The organism is Ferrovibrio sp. MS7, assembly GCF_038404985.1.
In the GTDB taxonomy this organism is placed as follows: Bacteria; Pseudomonadota; Alphaproteobacteria; order Ferrovibrionales; family Ferrovibrionaceae; genus Ferrovibrio; species Ferrovibrio plantarum.
Map to the genome: position 1 here is coordinate 2,698,718 of NZ_JBBKBA010000001.1, position 20,866 is coordinate 2,719,583.

The 20,866-nt window shown below is 62.4% G+C and carries 22 protein-coding genes and 1 tRNA gene; 20 read left to right on the forward strand and 3 right to left on the reverse strand.

What is annotated here, in order from left to right:
• Window positions 1–2 precede the first annotated feature (2 nt).
• The 5 genes from rpsI (at window position 3) to V6B08_RS13030 (ending at window position 3,424) form a co-directional block, all read left to right on the forward strand.
• Window positions 3–485: a 30S ribosomal protein S9 gene (rpsI, locus tag V6B08_RS13010; protein ID WP_341981409.1), complete on the forward strand. Its 483-nt coding sequence runs from the start codon at window positions 3–5 to the stop codon at window positions 483–485.
• 199 nt (window positions 486–684) lie between these two features.
• Window positions 685–1,239, forward strand: coding sequence for a hypothetical protein (locus V6B08_RS13015; protein ID WP_341981411.1), 555 nt, complete (start codon window positions 685–687; stop codon window positions 1,237–1,239).
• Window positions 1,240–1,241: 2 nt separating this feature from the next.
• Window positions 1,242–1,784: a hypothetical protein gene (locus tag V6B08_RS13020; protein WP_341981413.1), complete on the forward strand. Its 543-nt coding sequence runs from the start codon at window positions 1,242–1,244 to the stop codon at window positions 1,782–1,784.
• A 126-nt stretch (window positions 1,785–1,910) separates the two neighbouring features.
• Entirely contained in the window at window positions 1,911–2,864 is a 954-nt protein-coding gene (locus V6B08_RS13025) for a hypothetical protein (RefSeq protein ID WP_341981415.1), read from the forward strand.
• Window positions 2,865–2,890: 26 nt separating this feature from the next.
• Complete coding sequence (locus V6B08_RS13030) at window positions 2,891–3,424, forward strand: hypothetical protein (RefSeq protein ID WP_341981417.1); 534 nt, start codon at window positions 2,891–2,893, stop codon at window positions 3,422–3,424.
• Between the two features lie 132 nt (window positions 3,425–3,556).
• Here the strand turns inward: V6B08_RS13030 and V6B08_RS13035 are convergent, their stop codons facing one another.
• The 3 genes from V6B08_RS13035 to V6B08_RS13045 all read right to left on the reverse strand — a co-directional run bounded on the left by V6B08_RS13035 (window position 3,557) and on the right by V6B08_RS13045 (window position 6,417).
• Window positions 3,557–4,735: a vWA domain-containing protein gene (locus V6B08_RS13035; RefSeq protein ID WP_341981420.1), complete on the reverse strand. Its 1,179-nt coding sequence runs from the start codon at window positions 4,733–4,735 to the stop codon at window positions 3,557–3,559.
• A 31-nt stretch (window positions 4,736–4,766) separates the two neighbouring features.
• On the reverse strand, window positions 4,767–5,612 hold the full coding sequence (locus V6B08_RS13040) for an AAA family ATPase (protein ID WP_341981422.1): 846 nt from the start codon (window positions 5,610–5,612) through the stop codon (window positions 4,767–4,769).
• A gap of 151 nt (window positions 5,613–5,763) precedes the next feature.
• Window positions 5,764–6,417, reverse strand: coding sequence for a MarR family winged helix-turn-helix transcriptional regulator (locus V6B08_RS13045; RefSeq protein WP_341981423.1), 654 nt, complete (start codon window positions 6,415–6,417; stop codon window positions 5,764–5,766).
• A gap of 154 nt (window positions 6,418–6,571) precedes the next feature.
• Between V6B08_RS13045 and V6B08_RS13050 the strand changes: the two genes are divergently transcribed.
• The 15 genes from V6B08_RS13050 to V6B08_RS13120 all read left to right on the forward strand — a co-directional run bounded on the left by V6B08_RS13050 (window position 6,572) and on the right by V6B08_RS13120 (window position 20,862).
• Window positions 6,572–7,519 (forward strand): RNA polymerase factor sigma-32, encoded by a 948-nt coding sequence (locus V6B08_RS13050; protein WP_341981425.1) that lies wholly within the window; start codon window positions 6,572–6,574, stop codon window positions 7,517–7,519.
• Window positions 7,520–7,588: 69 nt separating this feature from the next.
• Window positions 7,589–7,665 (forward strand) — tRNA-Asp (locus V6B08_RS13055).
• A 505-nt stretch (window positions 7,666–8,170) separates the two neighbouring features.
• Window positions 8,171–8,536 (forward strand): NADH-quinone oxidoreductase subunit A, encoded by a 366-nt coding sequence (locus tag V6B08_RS13060; protein ID WP_341981427.1) that lies wholly within the window; start codon window positions 8,171–8,173, stop codon window positions 8,534–8,536.
• Window positions 8,527–9,093, forward strand: a complete 567-nt coding sequence (locus tag V6B08_RS13065; RefSeq protein ID WP_440588806.1) for a NuoB/complex I 20 kDa subunit family protein — start codon at window positions 8,527–8,529, stop codon at window positions 9,091–9,093. Before V6B08_RS13060 ends, V6B08_RS13065 begins: the two co-directional genes overlap by 10 nt.
• Window positions 9,094–9,104: 11 nt before the next feature.
• On the forward strand, window positions 9,105–9,737 hold the full coding sequence (locus tag V6B08_RS13070; protein WP_341981430.1) for an NADH-quinone oxidoreductase subunit C: 633 nt from the start codon (window positions 9,105–9,107) through the stop codon (window positions 9,735–9,737).
• Window position 9,738: 1 nt separating this feature from the next.
• Window positions 9,739–10,920: an NADH-quinone oxidoreductase subunit D gene (locus V6B08_RS13075; RefSeq protein ID WP_341981432.1), complete on the forward strand. Its 1,182-nt coding sequence runs from the start codon at window positions 9,739–9,741 to the stop codon at window positions 10,918–10,920.
• Window positions 10,917–11,561, forward strand: a complete 645-nt coding sequence (nuoE, locus tag V6B08_RS13080; protein WP_341981435.1) for an NADH-quinone oxidoreductase subunit NuoE — start codon at window positions 10,917–10,919, stop codon at window positions 11,559–11,561. The genes V6B08_RS13075 and nuoE overlap by 4 nt, the downstream gene beginning before the upstream one ends.
• 13 nt (window positions 11,562–11,574) lie before the next feature.
• A complete protein-coding gene (nuoF, locus tag V6B08_RS13085; RefSeq protein WP_341981437.1) occupies window positions 11,575–12,873 on the forward strand; it encodes an NADH-quinone oxidoreductase subunit NuoF in 1,299 nt (432 codons plus the stop codon).
• A 4-nt stretch (window positions 12,874–12,877) separates the two neighbouring features.
• The gene (nuoG, locus tag V6B08_RS13090) at window positions 12,878–14,932 is read left to right on the forward strand and encodes an NADH-quinone oxidoreductase subunit NuoG (RefSeq protein WP_341981439.1); all 2,055 of its coding nucleotides are present in this window, start codon (window positions 12,878–12,880) and stop codon (window positions 14,930–14,932) included.
• The gene (nuoH, locus tag V6B08_RS13095) at window positions 14,925–15,956 is read left to right on the forward strand and encodes an NADH-quinone oxidoreductase subunit NuoH (protein ID WP_341981444.1); all 1,032 of its coding nucleotides are present in this window, start codon (window positions 14,925–14,927) and stop codon (window positions 15,954–15,956) included. The genes nuoG and nuoH overlap by 8 nt, the downstream gene beginning before the upstream one ends.
• A 3-nt stretch (window positions 15,957–15,959) precedes the next feature.
• Window positions 15,960–16,448 (forward strand): NADH-quinone oxidoreductase subunit NuoI, encoded by a 489-nt coding sequence (nuoI, locus tag V6B08_RS13100; protein WP_341981446.1) that lies wholly within the window; start codon window positions 15,960–15,962, stop codon window positions 16,446–16,448.
• 29 nt (window positions 16,449–16,477) lie between these two features.
• Entirely contained in the window at window positions 16,478–17,089 is a 612-nt protein-coding gene (locus V6B08_RS13105; RefSeq protein ID WP_341981448.1) for an NADH-quinone oxidoreductase subunit J, read from the forward strand.
• Window positions 17,090–17,094: 5 nt separating this feature from the next.
• Window positions 17,095–17,403, forward strand: a complete 309-nt coding sequence (nuoK, locus tag V6B08_RS13110) for an NADH-quinone oxidoreductase subunit NuoK (RefSeq protein ID WP_430399056.1) — start codon at window positions 17,095–17,097, stop codon at window positions 17,401–17,403.
• 14 nt (window positions 17,404–17,417) lie between these two features.
• Window positions 17,418–19,352, forward strand: coding sequence for an NADH-quinone oxidoreductase subunit L (gene nuoL / locus V6B08_RS13115; RefSeq protein WP_341981652.1), 1,935 nt, complete (start codon window positions 17,418–17,420; stop codon window positions 19,350–19,352).
• Window position 19,353: 1 nt separating this feature from the next.
• On the forward strand, window positions 19,354–20,862 hold the full coding sequence (locus V6B08_RS13120) for an NADH-quinone oxidoreductase subunit M (protein ID WP_341981453.1): 1,509 nt from the start codon (window positions 19,354–19,356) through the stop codon (window positions 20,860–20,862).
• Window positions 20,863–20,866: the final 4 nt, after the last annotated feature.

Genomic DNA, 20,866 nt, shown 5'->3' on the forward strand with positions numbered 1-20,866 from the left:
TCATGGCTGAGTCCCGCACTCTCGCCGACCTGAGCAAGACCAAGGCCGTTGCCGCGGTTCAGGCCGCCGATCCCGTTCATGAGCGCAAGGTCGACAAGCTCGGCCGCGCCTATGCCACCGGCAAGCGCAAGGACGCGGTCGCCCGCGTCTGGATCAAGGCCGGCACTGGCAAGTTCGTGGTGAACGGCAAGGAAAGCAACACCTACTTCGCCCGCCCGGTTCTGCGCATGCTGCTGCAGCAGCCCTTCGTGCTGACCAACCGCGCCGGCCAGTTCGACATCTACGCCACCGTCACCGGTGGTGGTCTGTCGGGCCAGGCGGGTGCGCTGCGTCACGGTATCTCGAAGGCGCTGACCTATTATGAGCCGGCGCTGCGTCCGGCGCTGAAGGCTCAGGGCTTCCTGACCCGCGACCCGCGCGTCGTCGAGCGCAAGAAGTACGGCAAGCCGAAGGCCCGCCGCTCCTTCCAGTTCTCGAAGCGCTAAGCGACCAAAAGCTGCTAATTGCCACCAATTGCTACGAAGGCCGGGGTGCAACCCCCGGCCTTTTTGCTTACGTGCGGTTGCTATTACCAATTGCTTCGCGATAACCGGCACTCAACTGTTGATTCGCTATTCTGAATACCTCACAGTCTGCGCAAGGGGCGGATTCGTCCGCAGGGTCCAACAGGGAAGCATAATCGCCATGACTTTGGCCGATATGGTCTTCGCCTTGCTGCCGGCTATCGGGCTCTTTTTCATCGTCGGCCTTACAGCCAACTGGCTGGAAGAGGCGGCGCAGCATTACGCGCGCCGTGAACTCAAGTTTGACGAAGAAAACGAGCGCCTGCGCGCCGCCTATGATGCCGTGAATGAGCGCGCGCTGCAGATCGAAGCTGAACAGGAGAAGCGCGCCGAGCGCGAGCGCAGCCTGTTGCAGCTCCAAAACGAGCACGCCAATGCCATGGCGCAAGAGATCAAGCTGACCGATCCGCGCAATATCACCGTGTTCGAGCATGGCATCCCGACGCCGAATGCCGTCGGCTATTATGCCAAGGCGGTCGGTCCGGCCAACGCCTACCCCTTCGATGGCAAGGGCTCTGGCACCAGCGGTGTGCATGGCCGCCGCTATGCCCGCTTCATCGTCTGGGGTACCAATCAGGCCAATGCAGACAGGCTGATCAAGCAGTGGATCGGCCCGCAGGGTCAGGTTCTGGAATTCCGTCCGTTCACCGGCAAGCTCAAGATGACGGAGATCTGACGGTGACCTTGACCGACTTCATCGAGACCCTGGTCGTCGCCGCCAATCTGGGTATCTTCCTGCTGGTGGTGCTGACCATCTCCGAGCGCCTGCGCGCCGGCTGGCGCTTTGTCGAGCGCCAAGTACAGGAGATCGTTTCACGCCGCGAACAGGCCGAGAAGGACCAGTCGCATTACGACGACACGCTGACCGACGAGCGCAAGAAGGTGGCCGAGATCGAGAGCCAGATTTCGCGCGCGCGTTCCGAGCTGGAGTCGCTGGAAGGCCGCCATGGCGAGACCGACCTGCCATTCTTCTATACCGCGACACCGATCGAAGGCGTCGATCCGCGCTTCCCGTCCTGGCGCCTGATGGCGCATAATCCCCAGCTCGGCCAGCGCGCCATGCAGCTTTCGGAAACCGCCTACCAGTGGAACGAGGGCCGTTTCTACGAAATCCCGGCGCCGACCCATGCGGCGGCCCGTGCCGCGCTGGAGCGCATCCTGCCGCCGCAAGACGGCTTTTTCGTCCGCGTCGTCGACGACGAAAAGAGTGGTGTGGCTTAAAGCCGCATCCGCATCCATCAGCCGTCTGGCTGCGTATACCTCCTGTTGAAACTAGCGGCGGCCAGCCTATTTCCCTGGCTGCAACGCCATGGAAGGCGGGATAGCGGTATTTTAGTAGCCAGGGCCATGATCGACTCAATCCATACGGCTGCGTCATTGCCGGATCGCTTCGATTTCGCGCATCCGGAATTGCGTCGGGCCGGGGCGTATTTTGCCCGCGGTGAGAATCGGGAGCCGTTACTGGCGTTACCGATAGGTAGCCTGACTGGCTCGGTGACGCTGGGGGCATTGGCGAGCAGCCTTAATCTGCCGGCCGATGACCCGGACTGGCTGCTGCTCGAACTGGTGCCGTTGGCACTGCGCTATCGGCGGAAAGTCGAGGCTGGCTCGGCGATGCCGAGTGAACTTGCCGATGGCAGCCCGTCCTGGCTGCCCCAGGCACATGTGCAGCAGCGTGGCGCCGCTCTGGTCTGGCGGGCGTTGCAGCCGTCAGAAACTGCGGGGGAGGCGCTGTCGGCGGCGGGGACCACGCCTGAACAACTCCGAGATATGGCCCTGCGCCTTAAACCTATGTTGCCGCAACTGAATGCCGATGCCTTGGAGCGGCATTTGCGGCAGGTGATTCTTGATCTGGCCCGCAGTGATTGGGTGCGGCGGGCGACAAGCGCCTTGCAACGCACGGTGGGCGAGATGGCGCAATTCGCGGCGGCAAGGCCAAGTGATCCGCTTGGCGATACAGCGCGGCGCACTGCCATGCTGCTGCGCAACGTTGCCATCTGGGGTACGCGCCGCGCCATGCTGTGTGATGCCGCGACATCAGATGTCCGCCGATTGTTGCAGGAGCCGCAAATCCTGCGGCATCGCGCATGGCCTCTGCTTGGTGAAATGCGAGCCATGGCATTGGATGTCGAACCGATTGTCACTCAGTGGCAACAGGCGCGCGGTAGAGGCGATGGCGTCAGGATACGCGATCTGGACAATATTCTGCGATTGACCGTGGCACGCTACAGCAGTTTCGACCCAGAGATTTTCTCCAGGCCGAAACTACCCGACCCGTCGAATGAAACATTCGATGCATGATCGGGCTATGAGGATGGGGACTTGCAATGAACAATGAGCACCCTGCCGATGCGGGGCGCGGCCTGACGCTGGAGCCGCTCAGCCTGCGTGGTTATGAGGAATTGCCGTTGCAGGCCTTGAAGGATTATCCATCTCTCATGGCCTGCCATCAGGCGTGGTTGGCGGCACAATCCGATGGCCACCTGCCGGCAGTCATCGAGGTTGATACCCTGCCGCCCGAGGTGATGCCCTATACCATGCTGCTCGACTATTTGCCGGAAGAGGCCGATGTTCGCGTGCGGATTGCCGGCCTCTATGTCGGCGAACGCAGCCATCAAGCCGGCGGTGGCCAGCGGTTGCGCAACTTCTTCAGCGAAGAAGATGCGCGCATCGTCTTTGCATCCATGCGCAGGGTTGCTGAAACCCGTCAGCCGAGCCTGGCGCGCAGGAGCTATGTGGCGCTGAACGGCACGCAATACACTTATGTGCGGCTGATCCTGCCGCTTTCTTTGGACGGCAGCACCGTGACCGGGTTCTTCAAGACCATTGAGCCGGAAACCTTGCATATGCAGTCGGCCTGACGGCGTAGTGCTGACCGTCATGCCCTGCGGAAGCAGGGCATCCACGCGTTATCTTTTCTAAAGCAAAGCAAATCGTGGATGGTCGGCCTTCGCCGACCATGACGATGCGATGGGAATGGTCAGAAGCCAACCCTAGCGGTTCAGTTCCTTCATCGCGCCTTCGAGGCCGCCGAGCGTGAGCGGGAACATGCGCTGGCTCATCAGCTGGCGCACCACGCCGACCGAGGGCGTGAAATCCCAGTATTTCTCCGGCACCGGGTTGAGCCAGGCGGCTTTCGGCCAGGTGTCGAGCAGGCGCTGCATCCACACCGAGCCGGCTTCCTCGTTCCAATGCTCGACGCTGCCGCCCGGCTGCACGATCTCATACGGGCTCATGGTGGCGTCGCCGACGAAGATCAGCTTGTAGTCGCTCTGGTATTTGCGCAGCACTTCCCAGGTCGGCTGGAATTCGTTGTGGCGGCGGCGGTTGTCCTTCCACAGCTTTTCGTAGACGCAGTTATGGAAGTAGAAGAATTCCATATGCTTGAATTCGGCGCGCGCGGCCGAGAACAATTCCTCGCAGACCTTGATATGGTCGTCCATCGAGCCGCCGATATCGAACAGCAGCAGTACCTTCACCTTGTTATGCCGTTCCGGCACCAGCTTGAGGTCGAGATAGCCGGCATTGTTGGCGGTCGACTTGATGGTGTCCGGGATATCCAGTTCCATCTCGGCGCCATCGCGCGCGAATTTGCGCAGGCGGCGCAGCGCGACCTTGATGTTGCGGGTGCCGAGTTCGACGCTGTCATCCAGGTTCTTGTATTCGCGTTTGTCCCACACCTTCACGGCGCGGCGGTTGCGCGACTTGTCCTGGCCGATGCGCACGCCTTCCGGATTGTAGCCATAGGCGCCAAAGGGAGAGGTGCCGGCGGTGCCGATCCACTTGCTGCCGCCCTGGTGGCGCTCCTTCTGCTCCTCCAGGCGTTTCTTCAGCGTCTCCATCAGCTTGTCCCAGCCGCCGAGCGCCTGGATCATCGCCTTTTCTTCTTCCGTCAGGGTCTTTTCGGCCAGCTTGCGCAGCCACTCCTCGGGAATGTCAGCCGAGACGGTGTCGGAGACGAATTCCAGGCCGTTGAACACCTGGGAGAAAACCCGGTCGAACTTGTCGAGGTTGCGCTCGTCCTTCACCAGGGCAGAGCGGGAGAGATAGTAGAAATCCTCCACGCTGTAATTCGGCACGCCCTTTTCCATGGCCTCGATCAGCGTCAGGTACTCGCGGAGCGTCGCGGGCACCTTGTTCTTGCGCAGTTCGAGAAAGAAATTGATGAACATGGCGCCCTCCCTGGAAGGCCTCGTTCAGGTCTTAGCGGTTTTCACGCCGCGCGATGAAGGCAAGGCGCTCGAACAGGTGCACGTCCTGCTCGTTCTTCAAGAGCGCGCCGGCCAGCGGTGGGATCAGCTTGCCCTGTTCCTTGGTCTTGAGCGCTTCCGGCGGCAGGTCCTCGGCCATCAGCAGCTTCAGCCAGTCGAGCAGTTCCGAGGTCGAGGGCTTCTTCTTCAGGCCCGGCGTCTCGCGCAGTTCGTAGAACACGTTCAGCGCCTCGCGCACCAGATTGCGCTGCACGCCGGGGTAATGCACCTCGACAATCTTCTCCATCGTCTCGCGGTCGGGGAAACGGATGTAGTGGAAGAAGCAGCGGCGCAGGAAGGCGTCAGGCAGTTCCTTCTCGTTGTTCGAGGTGATGATGACGATGGGGCGCTGCGCTGCCTTGATCGTCTCGCCGGTTTCGTAGACGAAGAATTCCATACGGTCGAGTTCGAGCAGCAAGTCGTTCGGGAATTCGATATCGGCCTTGTCGATCTCGTCGATCAGCAGCACCGGGCGGTTGGCGCCGGTGAAGGCATCCCACAGCTTGCCCTTCTTGATGTAGTTCTTGATGTCGTGCACGCGCTCTTCGCCGAGCTGGCCGTCGCGGAGCCGCGACACCGCGTCATACTCATAGAGGCCCTGCTGAGCCTTGGTGGTCGACTTGATGTGCCAGGTGAGCAGCGGCGCCTTCAGCGCCTTGGCCACCTCGATGGCCAGCACGGTCTTGCCGGTGCCCGGCTCGCCCTTCACCAGCAGCGGGCGCTCTAGCGTCACCGCGGCATTCACCGCCACCATCAGGTCGTTGGTCGCGACATAGGAATCGGTACCGGTGAACTTCATCGTCGTTTCCTGAGTTTTGTTGGTCTGGGTCGGTTTCAAACGCTGGTTAGGCTAATGCGCGCGGGCGTGCGGCGCAATATTGACCCTACGGTAATCAGTGATAGGGCGGTCATCGGCAATACGGGAAGGGGGAAGGGGACGCGGGGCCGGGCTATTCGGCGCTGCCGGCGGTATCGTGGCTCTTGTAGCTGACGCAGAGCTGGTTGCGGTCGGTGTGGCTCAAGGCGTCGCCGGTCTTGCCGCAATGATGCGTGGTTTCCGCCGGGGTGAGGTGGTTGACGCAGAACAGCGAGCAATCCTGGCAGATACCGTATTGCATCACCGAATGACGGTTCTGCAGTTCGTAGAGCAGCTTGGACAAGCCGCGCACCAGGGAGGCGCCGCAATCCATGGCCATGTCGTCGATGGCCTTTTCCAGCGTGCGCATCGGATCGCGCGCCAGCATGGCCCGGCCTTCATCGGTCAGGCGCAGTTCCACGCCACGGCGGTCGCAGGTTTTTTTCACCCGGTCGACCAGGCCCTTGTTCTCCAGCGCGATCAGCGTCTGGGACACCGTGCCCTTGGTTGACCCTAGGTAATCCGCCAGGGCGGAGGGAGTGCGGGAATAGCGGTTGGCCTGAGCCAGGAAGCGCAGTACTTCCCACTGCGCCGGATTCAGGCCATCGACGAACTGGAGTTCGCGGGTGAGCCGGCCCAGGCGGTCGAGCAATAGGGTAACCCTTTGCGCCAGCATGGTTTTCGCGGCAACTTCGGGCTCCGGCGTTGGCGCCTCGAGCGGCATGTCGTGCAGTGGTGTGACAGCCATCACAAGTTCGTATCGACTCTAAATTATCATTTGCCAGAACACGGGACCGGGTGCAGGATCATAGCGACCCGATACCAGTCCATGCCGTGTCCCTACGGCCCGTCGAATCAAGATGGTAGTGCGGACGGGTGGGAAAGTCGATGGAGGATGTACCATGAGCCTGCGCAACACACCGAGCCGCTCCCTGGAAGGCGCTGACCGCCGCTACCTCTCCACGGTCATGAACAAGGCCATGCTCACCGAGGAACAGGAACTGTCGCTGGCTAAGCGCTGGAAGGAACACGGCGACCAGCAGGCCATGCAGGAGATGGTTTCCGCCTACCTGCGCCTGGTCGTCGCCACCGCCGGCCGCTTCCGCAATTACGGCCTGCCGATGTCCGACCTGATCCAGGAGGGCAATATCGGCCTGATGCTGGCGATCAACCGCTTCGATCCGGAGCGCGGCGTGCGCTTCTCCACGTACGCCACCTGGTGGATCCGCTCCTCGATGCAGGAATACGTGCTGCGCAACTGGTCGATCGTGCGCTCCGGCACCTCGGCCGGCCAGAAGGCGCTGTTCTTCAATCTGCGTTGGCTGCGCGCCAAGCTGGAGCGCAACGGCGGCAGCCTGACGCTGGATGACGCCAACCGCAATGAAATCGCGGCCACGCTGAAGGTTTCGCCGAACGAGGTTTCCGCCATGGCGATGCGGCTTTCGGGCCGCGACCATTCGCTGAACGAGCCGATGGGCGGCGAGGAGGGCGGCGAGGCGTTCCAGGATTTCCTGGTCGATCCCGGCCCGAATCCGGAGCAGCAGGTCGAGGCCCGCCATGACGGCGCGCTGCGCCATACCTGGCTCACCGAATCACTGGACCAGCTCAACCCGCGCGAACGCCTGATCGTTTCCGAGCGCATGCTCAACGACGACAAGGTGACGCTGGAAGAACTTGGCGAGCGCCTCGGCGTGACCAAGGAGCGTGTGCGCCAGATCGAGACCAAGGCCTTCGCCAAGCTGCAGAGCCTGGTGCTGAAGAAGAGCCGTGAGGCCGGCGAAACCTCGCTGATCGAGGGCTTCCTGCCGGCCAAGGTGAAGGCTGAAACCGGTAACTGCGCCTATTGCTGAAAAAGCGCCTCGCCCGCCCGCCCTGTGCTTGACATGGGGCGGGCGGGGAGGTACACCGACCGCCGCTGCGGGGGTGTAGCTCAGTTGGTTAGAGCGTCGGCCTGTCACGCCGAAGGTCGCGGGTTCAAGTCCCGTCACTCTCGCCACTTTTTCAGTGGTTTAGCGCAGCAAAGCGATCCAAAAAGGGCGGTCCCACGGGCCGCCCTTTTTCGTTGCGCCATCCCCCCTAGATATTCGCGCCGCTGCCCGGGCTGCTGTAGGCGCCATTCCGGCCGCCTGATCGCCGCGGAGAGGGCCTCTGTATGCAATGCCTTGCAACCACTGGGGGGAGCGACTCCGAGGCTTCGGGCAAGGCTTTGGTGGGACTCTCGGCAGGGCTCCGGCATGGCTGGAGGCTGGTGCTTTGCCGGCCGCAGGCAGAGGCATTGGCTGGGCCATCCGATACGCCGCCAGGCAAAGGCGCTAGGTACTTGATTTGCTGCTGTTTAACGCCTCTTGCGAGTCACTCGCAAAGGGCCGTTTACAGAGATTATCCAGGGGCTAAATTATTGCGGTGCGGCAGATAACGGTCTAATACTCCGGAGCCTCCGGTGGGTGGGACTGCCAGGGGCTGACTTCTTGCTGTTTCCTAATACAGAGGAGAGTGCAACCGTGGACGCCCTACTGCGGGAGTACCTGCCGATCCTGCTGTTTCTTGGCCTGGCAATCGTCCTGGCCTTGGTGATGGCGCTGCTGCCTTTCGTTGCCGCCAAGCGCAATCCCGATCCGGAAAAGAATTCCACCTACGAATGCGGCTTCGAGCCGTTTTCGGACTCGCGGCGCCAGTTTGATGTGCGCTTCTACCTTGTGGCCATCCTCTTCATCATCTTCGACCTTGAAGTCGCCTTCCTGTTCCCCTGGGCGGTGGCGCTCGGCGATATTGGCGTGTTCGGTTTCTGGTCGATGGTGGTTTTCCTCGGCGTGCTGACCGTCGGCTTCATTTATGAGTGGAAGAAGGGGGCCTTGGAATGGGAGTGAGCGGCGCCATGGACAAGACCCCGGCTACCCCCGCCGCAGGCGGCATGCAGCTTGGCTCGCCCCAGGACACCTTCTTCAAGGATCTGTCGGATGAACTCGCCGACAAGGGCGTGGTGGTTTCCTCGCTGGACAAGCTGGCCAACTGGGCCCGCACCGGCTCGCTTTGGCCGATGACCTTCGGCCTTGCCTGCTGCGGCGTGGAGATGATCCATGCCTACATGGCGCGCTACGATCTCGACCGTTTCGGTTCCATGCCGCGCGCCTCACCGCGCCAGTCGGACGTGATGATCGTGGCCGGCACCCTGACCAACAAGATGGCGCCGGCCTTGCGCAAGCTCTATGACCAGATGGCGGAGCCGCGCTACGTCATCTCCATGGGAAGCTGCGCCAATGGCGGCGGCTATTACCACTATTCCTATTCCGTGGTGCGCGGTTGCGACCGCATCGTGCCGGTGGACATCTACGTACCCGGCTGCCCGCCCACGGCGGAAGCGCTGGTCTACGGTCTGCTGCAGTTGCAGAAGAAGATTCTGCGCACCACCACCATCGCGCGCTGAGCGGGGACCGCATGACGGATCAAAAAGCGCTGATCGCCGAGCAGGAGCAGGCGCTCAAGGAACTGGGCGAGCATATCGCTGCCAGTGTGCCGAATGACGTTACCAGCTTCCGCGTCAGCCATGGCGAGTTGACCCTGGCGGCGCCGGCCGAGCGCATTGTCAGCCTGCTAACCTTCCTGCGCGATGACGGCAACTGCCAGTTCGTGCAGCTGATCGACGTGCTTGGTGTCGACTGGCCGGAGCGCGAGAAGCGGTTCGACATCGTCTATCACCTGCTCAGCCTGAAGCTGAACCAGCGCGTCCGCATCACCGTGCAGACCGACGAAGATACTCCGGTGCCGTCCGTCACAGGCGTCTATTCCGCTGCCGGCTGGTTCGAGCGCGAGACCTGGGACATGTATGGCGTGATGTTCTCGGGCCATCCGGACCTGCGCCGCATCCTTTCGGATTACGGCTTCGAGGGTCATCCGCTGCGCAAGGATTTCCCGCTCACCGGCTATGTCGAAGTGCGCTACGACAACCAGCAGAAGCGCGTGATCTACGAACCGGTGCAGTTGCCCCAGGAATTCCGCCGCTTCGATTTCATGAGCCCGTGGGAAGGCGCGAAATACGTGCTGCCGGGCGACGAAAAGGCAAAGGCGTAACATGGCTGAAGTCGCGATTGCCAATTACACCCTGAATTTCGGCCCGCAGCATCCGGCGGCGCACGGCGTGCTGCGCCTGGTGATGGAGCTGGATGGCGAAATCGTCGAGCGTTGCGATCCGCATATCGGCCTGCTGCATCGCGGCACCGAGAAGCTGATCGAGAACAAGACCTACCTGCAGGCGGTGCCGTATTTCGACCGGCTCGACTATGTCGCGCCGATGAACCAGGAACATGCCTTCGCGATCGCCACCGAGCGCCTGCTCGGCCTGGAAGTGCCGCGCCGCGGCCAGTTCGTGCGCGTGATCTTCTCCGAGATCGGCCGCCTGCTGAACCACATGCTGAACGTGACCACCCATGCCCTCGATGTCGGCGCCACCACGCCGGCTTTGTGGTGCTTCGAGGAGCGCGAGAAGCTGATGGAATTCTACGAGCGCGTTTCCGGCGCCCGTATGCATGCCGCCTATTTCCGTCCCGGTGGCGTGCACCAGGACATGCCGAAGGGCCTGGCCGAGGATATCTACAAGTATTGTGAACGCGTGCAGCCGGTGCTCACCGACGTTGAGAACCTGCTCACTGAGAACCGCATCTACCGCCAGCGCAATGTCGATATCGGCGTGATCTCGGCCAAGGATGCGATGGACTGGGGCTTTTCCGGCGTGATGCTGCGCGGTTCGGGCGTCGCCTGGGATCTGCGCAAGTCGCAGCCCTACGAAGTCTACGACGAACTGGATTTTGATATTCCGGTGGGCAAGAACGGCGATTGCTTCGACCGTTACCTCTGCCGCGTGGAAGAGATGCACCAGTCGGTGCGCATTATCCGCCAGTGCATTGAGCAGATGCCGGAAGCCGGCCCGGTCTCGTCGGACGACCGCAAGGTGGTGCCGCCGAAGCGCGGTGAGATGAAGACCTCAATGGAAGCGCTGATCCATCATTTCAAGCTCTACACCGAAGGCTATCGCGTGCCGGAAGGCGAAGTGTATGCCGCGGTGGAAGCGCCGAAGGGTGAGTTCGGCGTCTATCTGGTGTCGGACGGCTCCAACAAGCCGTATCGCTGCCGCATCCGCGCCCCGGGCTTTGCCCATCTGCAGGCGACGGATTTCATGTCCAAGGGCTACATGCTCGCCGATGCCGTCTCGATTGTCGGCAACATGGATATCGTGTTCGGAGAGATCGACCGATGAGTGGCGTCCATATCGCACCGCCCGAGCAGCAGCCCAAGGATTTCGCCTTCACGGCGGAAAACCTGGAGAAGGCCAAGGCCTTCATTGCCAAATACCCGGCTGGCCGCCAGCGCAGCGCCACCATGCCGCTGCTGGATCTGGCGCAGCGCCAGCATGGCGGCTGGTTGCCGCTGGCCGCGATCCGCGCCGTGGCTGACATGCTGAGCGTGCCGGAAATCCGCGTGCTGGAAGTCGCCAGCTTCTACACAATGTATAACCTGGCGCCTGTCGGTAAGCATTTCGTGCAGGTCTGCACCACCACGCCCTGCTGGCTGCGCGGCTCGGAGCAGATTGTTGCCGCCTGCGAGAAGCATCTCGGCATCCATTGCGGCGAGACCACCAAGGACGGCCAGTTCACCCTGATCGAGGTGGAATGTCTCGGTGCCTGCGTGAATGCACCGATGATGCAGATCGCCGATGATTTTTACGAGGATCTCGATGCCGCCAGCACGGTGAAGATCCTGGAGGCCCTGCAGCGCGGCGAAAAGCCGAAGCCAGGGCCGCAGAATGGCCGTATCGCGTCGGCGCCGCTGGGCGGCCCGACCACGTTGCAGAGCTTCAACCAGCCGGCCGGTAGTGCCCCGGCCGGTGGCGGCGAATAAGCGGAGCCCGGGCATGTTGCAGGATAAGGACCGCATCTTCACCAATCTCTACGGCCAGCAGCCGTGGAACCTGGCCGCCGCGCGCCGTCGCGGCGACTGGGATGGCACCAAGGACATCATGGCCAAGGGCCAGGACTGGATCATCGAAGAGATGAAGAAGTCCTCGCTGCGTGGCCGTGGCGGTGCCGGCTTCCCCACCGGCCTGAAGTGGTCCTTCATGCCGAAGCAGTCCGATGGCCGGCCGAGCTATCTCGTGGTCAATGCCGACGAGGGCGAGCCGGGCACCTGCAAGGACCGCGACATGATGCGCCACGATCCGCATAAGCTGATCGAGGGCTGCCTGCTCGCCGGCTTCGCCATGCGTGCCGTTGCTGCCTACATTTATATCCGTGGTGAATTCCACCACGAAGCCAATGTGCTGGAAGCCGCCATCGACGAAGCGCGCGATGCCGGCCTGCTCGGCAAGAATGCCTGCGGTTCGGGCTATGATTTCGATGTCTTCGTGCATCGCGGCGCCGGCGCCTATATCTGCGGCGAGGAAACCGCGCTGATCGAAAGCCTGGAAGGCAAGAAGGGCCAGCCGCGCCTGAAGCCGCCTTTCCCGGCCAATGTCGGCGTTTGGGGCTGCCCGACCACGGTGAACAACGTCGAAAGCATCGCGGTGGCGCCGACCATCCTGCGGCGCGGCGGCGAGTGGTTCGCCAGCATCGGCCGTCCGAACAATACCGGCACCAAGGTTTTCTGCATCTCCGGCCACGTCAACAAGCCGTGCAACGTGGAAGAGGAGATGGGCATCCCGCTCAAGGAATTGATCGAGAAGCATGCCGGCGGCGTGCGCGGCGGCTGGGATAACCTGCTGGCGATCATTCCGGGCGGCTCCTCGGTGCCGCTGCTGCCGAAGTCGATCTGCGACGACGTGCTGATGGATTTCGACAGCTTGCGCGCCCAGCGTTCCGGCCTCGGCACCGCCGCCGTGATCGTGATGGACAAGAGCACCGACGTGGTGCGCGCCATCGCCCGGCTCTCGAAATTCTACAAGCATGAATCCTGCGGCCAGTGCACGCCGTGCCGCGAAGGCACTGGCTGGATGTGGCGCGTCATGGAGCGTCTGGTGAAGGGCGAAGCCGAGAAGCATGAAATCGACATGCTGCTCGAAGTCACCACGCAAGTGGAAGGCCACACCATCTGCGCCCTTGGCGATGCCGCTGCCTGGCCGATCCAGGGCCTGATCCGGCATTTCCGCCCCGAGGTGGAGCGCCGCATCGACGCCTATCACGCCGGCAAGCCGGTCCTTCCCGTGGCTGCGGAGTAAGCCCATGCCGACTTTGACCATCGACGGCATCCAGGTAACGGTCGAGCCCGGCACCACCGTGCTGCAGGCCTGCGAACTGGCCGGCAAGGAAATCCCGCGCTTCTGCTACCACGAACGCCTCAGCATCGCCGGCAATTGCCGCATGTGCCTGGTGGAACAGGAGAAGGCGCCGAAGCCGATCGCCTCCTGCGCTATGCCGGCCGCCGATGGCATGGTGATCAAGACCGACACGCCGCTGGTGAAGAAGGCGCGTGAAGGCGTGATGGAATTCCTGCTGATCAACCACCCGCTGGATTGCCCGATCTGCGACCAGGGCGGCGAGTGCGACCTGCAGGACCAGTCGATGGGCTACGGCAAGGGCGCCTCGCGCTACGACGAGCACAAGCGCGCGGTGAAGGACAAGAATATGGGTCCGCTGGTGGCTACCACCATGACCCGCTGCATCCATTGCACCCGCTGTGTCCGCTTCGCCACCGAAATCGCCGGCGTGCCCGATCTCGGCGCCATTGGCCGTGGCGAGGATACCGAGATCACCACCTATCTCGAGAAGGCCTTCGCCTCCGAGCTTTCCGGCAACGTGATCGACCTCTGCCCGGTCGGCGCGCTGACCTCGAAGCCTTATGCCTTCACCGCCCGTTCCTGGGAATTGCGCAAGACCGAGAGCGTCGATGCTATGGACGCGCTGGGCAGCAATGTCCGCATCGATGTGCGTGGCCGCGAAGTGATGCGCGTACTGCCGCGCCTGAATGAAGCGGTGAACGAGGAATGGATTTCCGACAAGACCCGCTTCGCCTATGACGGCCTGAAGAAGCGCCGCATCGACCAGCCCTATGTGCGGGTGAACGGCAAGCTGCAGCCGGCGACCTGGAACGAGGCGTTTGCCGCTGTTGCCGCCGGCCTCAAGGGCCTCTCTGGCAGCGAGATTGCTGCTGTGGCCGGCGACATGGCCTGCGCCGAAAGCGTGATGGCGCTGAAGGACCTGCTTGGCAAGCTTGGCTCGACTTTGACCGAATGCCGCCAGGATGGCGCGAAGGTGGACCCGGCCAACCGCGCCAGCTACCTGTTCAACTCAGGCATTGCCGGCATCGACCAGGCCGATGCGATCCTCATTGTCGGCAGCAACCCGCGCAAGGAAGCCGCCGTGCTGAACGCGCGGCTTCGCAAGCGCTATCTGCGCGGCAACGTCAAGATCGCGGTGATCGGCGAAGCCGCCGACCTTACCTACAAGTATGAGCATCTCGGCACCGGTCCGATGACGCTGAAGGCCATCGCCGATGGCAGCCACGCTTTCGCTGATGTGTTGAAGAATGCCAAGAACCCGCTACTGATCCTGGGGCAGGGCGCTGTGGCCCGCACTGACGGCGATGTGGTGCTCGGCCTGGCCTGGCAGGTGGCGGATCGCTGCGGCCTGGTGAAGGATGGCTGGAACGGTTTCTCCGTGCTGCATACGGCGGCTGGTCGCGTTGGCGCGCTCGACCTCGGCTTCGCGACGGCAGGCGGCATCGACAGCATTCTCGCCGGCACGCAGTCCGGCGCCATCAAGGCGCTTTACCTGCTCGGCGCCGATGAGTTCGACACCGCCAAGATCGGCAATGCCTTCGTGGTCTACCAGGGCAGCCATGGCGATGCCGGTGCACGCCGCGCCAATGTGGTGCTGCCGGGCGTGGCCTATACCGAGAAGGACGCGATCTGGGTCAACACCGAGGGCCGCGTGCAGCTCGGTCGCCGCGCCGCTGCGGCGCCCGGCGATGCCCGCGAGGATTGGGCGATCCTGCGTGCGCTCTCCGAAGTGCTGGGCCAGAAGCTGCCCTATGACAATCAGGGCGCGCTGCGCCGCCGCATCCTGGAAGTGGCGCCGCATTTCGGCGCTGTCGACCGCGTCACCCCGGCGGCCTGGGGCGTGTTCGGCGTCAACGGCATACCGAATGATGTGCCGTTTGCTTCGACTGTGGCCGATTTCTACCTCACCAACCCGATCGCCCGCGCCTCGACCACCATGGCCGAGTGTTCTGCGGTGATGCGCGGCGAAACCCTGGCGATGACGGGCTCCGATGACTGATACGCTGTTTCAGACTCTGTGGCAGGGCTATATCTGGCCGGGTGGCCTGATTCTGGCCAACATCCTGGCGCTGGTGGTGCCGCTGCTGATCGCGGTGGCCTACCTCACGCTGATGGAGCGCAAGGTGCTGGCCGCCATGCAGCTCCGCATGGGCCCGAATGTGGTCGGCCCCTTCGGCCTGCTGCAGCCCTTCGCCGATGCCGTGAAGCTGATCTTCAAGGAACCGATCATCCCGTCGGGCGCCAACAAGATCCTGTTCATCCTGGCGCCGTGCCTCACCTTCATTCTCGCGCTGATCGCTTGGGCTGTGATTCCAGTGGCGGAAGGCTGGGTGATCTCGAATATCAATGTCGGCGTGCTCTACCTGTTTGCGATTTCCTCGCTCGGCGTCTACGGCATCATCATCGCCGGCTGGGCCTCGAATTCGCGCTATGCCTTCCTTGGCGCGCTGCGTTCCTCGGCGCAGATGGTGTCTTACGAAGTCTCCATGGGCTTCGTCATCATCACCGTGCTGCTCTGCGTCGGTTCGCTGAACCTTACCGCCATTGTCGAAGCCCAGCGCACGGTGTGGTTCGCCATCCCGCTGTTGCCGATGTTCGTGATCTTCTTCATCTCGACGCTGGCCGAGACCAACCGGCATCCGTTCGATCTGCCGGAAGCGGAAGCCGAACTCGTTGCCGGCTATCAGGTGGAATATTCGTCGATGCATTTCGCCCTGTTCTTCCTGGGCGAATACGCGAACATGATCCTGATGTGCGGCATGACCACGATCTTGTTCCTCGGTGGCTGGCTGCCGCCGTTCAACGTCGCGCCCTTCACCTGGGTGCCGGGGATCGTCTGGTTCTTCCTCAAGATTTTCATCCTGCTGTTCATCTTCATCTGGATCCGCGCCGCGCTGCCGCGCTACCGCTACGACCAGTTGATGCGGCTGGGCTGGAAGGTGTTCCTGCCGATCTCGCTATTCTGGGTGATCGCGACCGCCGGTGTGCTGGTTGCCTTCGACCTCCTGCCGAAAGGGATGTAAGCCATGGCACTGCTCGATCGCGGCGCCCGCGCCATCTTCCTCACCGAAATGCTCGGCGGCCTGTGGCTGACCTTCAAGTACATGTTCCGGCCGCGCGCCACCCTGAACTACCCCTATGAAAAGGGGCCGCTGAGCCCGCGTTTCCGCGGCGAGCATGCGCTGCGCCGCTATGCCAATGGCGAGGAACGCTGCATCGCGTGCAAGCTCTGCGAGGCGATCTGCCCGGCCCAGGCCATCACCATCGAGGCCGAGCCGCGCGACGACGGTTCGCGCCGCACCACGCGCTACGACATCGACATGACCAAGTGCATCTATTGCGGCTTCTGCCAGGAAGCCTGCCCGGTGGATGCCATCGTCGAGGGTCCGAATTTCGAGTTCGCCACCGAAACCCGCGAGGAGCTGTTCTATGACAAGAACAAGCTGCTGGCGAATGGCGAGCGCTGGGAATACGAAATCGCGCGCAATATCGCCGCCGATGCGCCTTACCGGTGAAGAGCAGCGACGGGCGAGGGGGATAGAGTATGATCGTACAGGCCTTGGCCTTCTATCTGTTCGCGGCCATCACGGTGGCCAGCGGCGTCATGGTGATCGCGGCGCGCAATCCCGTGCATAGCGTGCTGTTCCTGATCCTGGCTTTCTTCAATGCCGCCGGCCTGTTCGTGCTGATGGGTGCTGAATTCCTGGCGATGATCCTGGTCATCGTCTATGTCGGTGCCGTGGCGGTGCTGTTCCTGTTCGTGGTGATGATGCTGGACATCAACTTCACCGAACTGCGCCAGGGCTTCCTGCAATACCTGCCGGTCGGCGCGCTGATCGGCCTGGTGCTGCTGGTGGAACTGATCCTGGTGCTGGGTGGCCTGGTCGCCGTGCCGCAGACCGCGCCGGCGCTGCTGCCGATCCCCGATCCGGCCAAGGTGCATAACACCGCCGCCTTGGGGCAGGTGCTCTATACCAAGTACATCTATCTGTTCCAGGGCTCCGGCCTGATCCTGCTGGTGGCCATGATCGGCGCCATCGTGCTGACCCTGCGTCATCGCCCGGGTGTGCGCCGCCAGGATATCGGCGTGCAGGTCGGCCGCCGCCGCGACGAGGCGGTGGATGTCCGCAAGGTCGAGCCGCGGAAGGGAATCTGATCATGCTGACCATCGGCCTTGGCCATTACCTCACCGTTGCCGCCATCCTGTTCACGCTCGGCATCTTCGGCATCTTCCTCAACCGGAAGAACGTCATCATCATCCTGATGTCGGTCGAACTGATGCTGCTGGCGGTGAATATCAACCTGGTGGCTTTCTCCACCCATTTGCAGGATCTGGTCGGCCAGGTCTTCGCCCTGTTCGTGCTCACCGTGGCAGCGGGCGAGGCGGCGATCGGCCTGGCGATCCTGGTGATCTATTTCCGCAACCGCGGCTCCATCGCGGTTGAGGACATCAACATGATGAAGGGCTGAGGCCAGCGATGACGATGTATCATCTGATCGTTTTCCTGCCGCTTCTGGCCGCGATCATCGGCGGTTTGGGCGGTCGGCGCATTGGCGATGCGGCCGCCATGGCGGTGACCACCGGCGCGGTCTGCGTCTCGGCCATCCTGTCCTGGTTCGCCTTCTACTCGGTGATCTACAAGGGCGGCTCCACCAATGTGGTGGTGCTGCACTGGATCAGCTCCGGCGCCTTCGTGGTTGACTGGGCGCTGAAGATCGACCAGCTCACCGCCGTGATGCTGGTGGTGGTCAACACCGTGTCCGCCCTGGTGCATATCTATTCGATCGGCTACATGAGCCACGATCCGCACCGCGCCCGCTTCTTCTCGTATCTGTCGCTGTTCACCTTCGCCATGCTGATGCTGGTGACGTCGGACAACTTCGTGCAGCTTTATTTCGGCTGGGAAGGTGTCGGTCTGGCCTCCTACCTGCTAATCGGCTTCTGGTTCAAGAAGCCGTCCGCCAATGCCGCCGCGATCAAGGCCTTCGTGGTCAACCGCGTCGGCGATTTCGGCTTTGCGCTCGGCATCATGTGCCTGTTCTGGGCCACCGGCTCGGTGGCTTTCGACACCGTGTTCAAGGCGGCGCCGGATCTCGCCGGCAAGACCTTCCATTTCCTGTGGAAGGACTGGGACATCCTCACCGTTGGCACCTTCCTGCTGTTCCTCGGCGCCATGGGCAAGTCGGCCCAGCTTGGCCTGCACACCTGGCTGCCGGACGCCATGGAAGGCCCGACCCCGGTTTCGGCGCTGATCCATGCCGCGACCATGGTCACCGCCGGCGTCTTCATGGTCGCGCGCTGCTCGCCGATCTTCGAATACGCCCCGGCAACGCTGCAATTCGTCACCATCGTCGGTGCCACCACGGCGTTCTTCGCCGCCACGGTCGGTCTGGCTCAGAATGACATCAAGCGCGTCATCGCCTATTCGACCTGCTCGCAGCTTGGCTACATGTTCTTCGCGCTCGGCGTCTCGGCCTATCCGGCGGCGATCTTCCACCTGTTCACCCATGCCTTCTTCAAGGCGCTGTTGTTCCTGGGGGCCGGCTCGGTGATCCATGCTGTCGACGGCCAGCAGGACATGCGCCACATGGGCGGCCTGTGGAAGCATATCAAGGTGACCTATGCGATGATGTGGATCGGCAGCCTGGCGCTGGCCGGTTTCCCGATCTTCGCCGGCTATTATTCCAAGGATATGATCCTGGAAGCCGCCTTCGGCGTCGGCACCGGCGTCGGCCAGTATGCCTATATCATGGGCATGGCGGCGGCGATCCTCACCGCCTTCTATTCCTGGCGCCTGATCTTCATGACCTTCCATGGCGAGCCGCGCGCGGATCATCATGTGATGGAGCATGTGCATGAAAGCCCGATGGTGATGCTGTTCCCGCTCTTCGTGCTGGCTTTCGGCGCGGTCTTCGCGGGCATCACCTTCTACAATGGCTTCGTCGGCCACCATTGGCAGGAATTCTGGGGCAATGCCATCCTGGTGCTGCCGGCCAACAAGGCGATGGAAAACGCACATCACGTGCCATTCCTGGTCAAGGTCGGCCCGATCATCGTCGGCGTCATCGGCATCGCGGTGGCCTGGTGGGCCTATGTCCGCGACACCACCATTCCTACCGCCGTGGCCAAGCAGCAGCACATGCTTTACAGCTTCCTGCTCAATAAGTGGTATTTCGACGAACTGTATAACGTCATCTTCGTTCGTCCGGCGTTGTGGCTCGGCCGTGTGCTATGGAAGGGCGGCGATGGCCGCATCATCGATGGCCTGGGGCCGAATGGCTTTGCCGCCACGGTAGCGAAGCTGGCCAAGCGCGCCAGCGTGCTGCAGACCGGCTACGTCTACCACTACGCTTTCGCCATGCTGATCGGCGTGGCGGCCCTGGTCACTTACTTCTTCACCAAGCTCGGGGCGCACTGAGATGTCCGGTATGCCGCTCCTCTCCATCGTCACCTTCCTGCCGCTGGTCGGCGCCGCCTTCATCCTGCTCGCGCGCGGGCCGGAAGAGATCGTCGCCCGCAATGCCCGCAACGCGGCGCTGTGGACCACGGTGATCACCTTCGCGGTGTCGCTGCTGATCTGGATCAACTTCGACAACTCGACCTCGGCCTTCCAGTTCGTGGAAAAGCACGAATGGCTCGGCGCCGGGATCAACTACCATATGGGCGTGGACGGCATTTCGATGCTGTTCGTGATCCTCACCACCTTCCTGATGCCGCTCTGCATCCTGGCTTCCTGGGAAGCCATCGAGCATCGCGTCAAGGAGTACATGCTCGCCTTCCTGGTGATGGAAACCCTGATGATTGGCGTGTTCTGCGCACTCGATCTGGTGCTGTTCTATCTGTTCTTCGAAGCCGGCCTGATCCCGATGTTCCTGATCATCGGCATCTGGGGCGGCAAGAACCGCATCTATGCCACCTTCAAGTTCTTTCTCTACACGCTGCTTGGTTCGCTGCTGCTGCTGCTGGCGCTGCTCTACATGTACTTCAAGGCCGGGACGACCGATATTCCGACCCTGATGGCTTTCCGCTTCGATGCGGATGTGCAGAAGTGGCTGTGGCTGGCCTTCTTCGCCTCCTTCGCCGTGAAGGTGCCGATGTGGCCGGTGCATACCTGGCTGCCTGACGCCCACGTGGAAGCACCGACCGCCGGTTCCGTGATCCTGGCCGGCGTGCTGCTGAAGATGGGCGGTTACGGTTTCATCCGTTTCTCGATCCCGATGTTCCCGGATGCCAGCGTGTATTTCACGCCGTTGGTCTTCGCCTTCTCGGTCATTGCCATCGTCTATACTTCGCTGGTGGCCCTGGTGCAGGAGGATATGAAGAAGCTGATCGCATATTCCTCGGTGGCGCATATGGGTTTCGTCACCATGGGCACGTTCAGCCTTACCATGCAGGGCGTGCAGGGCGCGATCTTCCAGATGCTGAGCCACGGCATCGTCTCGGGCGCGCTGTTCCTTTGCGTCGGTGTGGTCTATGACCGCCTGCATACCCGCGAGATTTCGCGCTACGGCGGCCTAGCTAACAACATGCCGAAATACGCCGTGGTGTTCATGCTGTTCACCATGGCCAATGTCGGCCTGCCGGGCACCGCCGGCTTCGTCGGCGAAATGCTCACCCTGGTTGGTGCCTTCAAGGCCAATACCTGGGTGGCCATGATCGCCACCTCCGGCGTGATCCTCTCGGCCGCCTATGCCCTGTGGCTCTATCGCCGCGTGGTGTTCGGCGAACTGACCAAGGATGATGTGAAGTCGATGCTCGATCTCAGCCCGCGCGAGATCGCCACGCTGGCACCGCTGGTGGTGCTGGCGCTGTGGATGGGCATCTATCCTGGCCCGTTCCTCGATGTGATGGCGGTGTCGGTGAAGAACCTGTTGGATCAGCATCAAACCGCGCTGGCCGCCGTCAAGGCGGCGGTGGCGGCCCGCTAGGAGT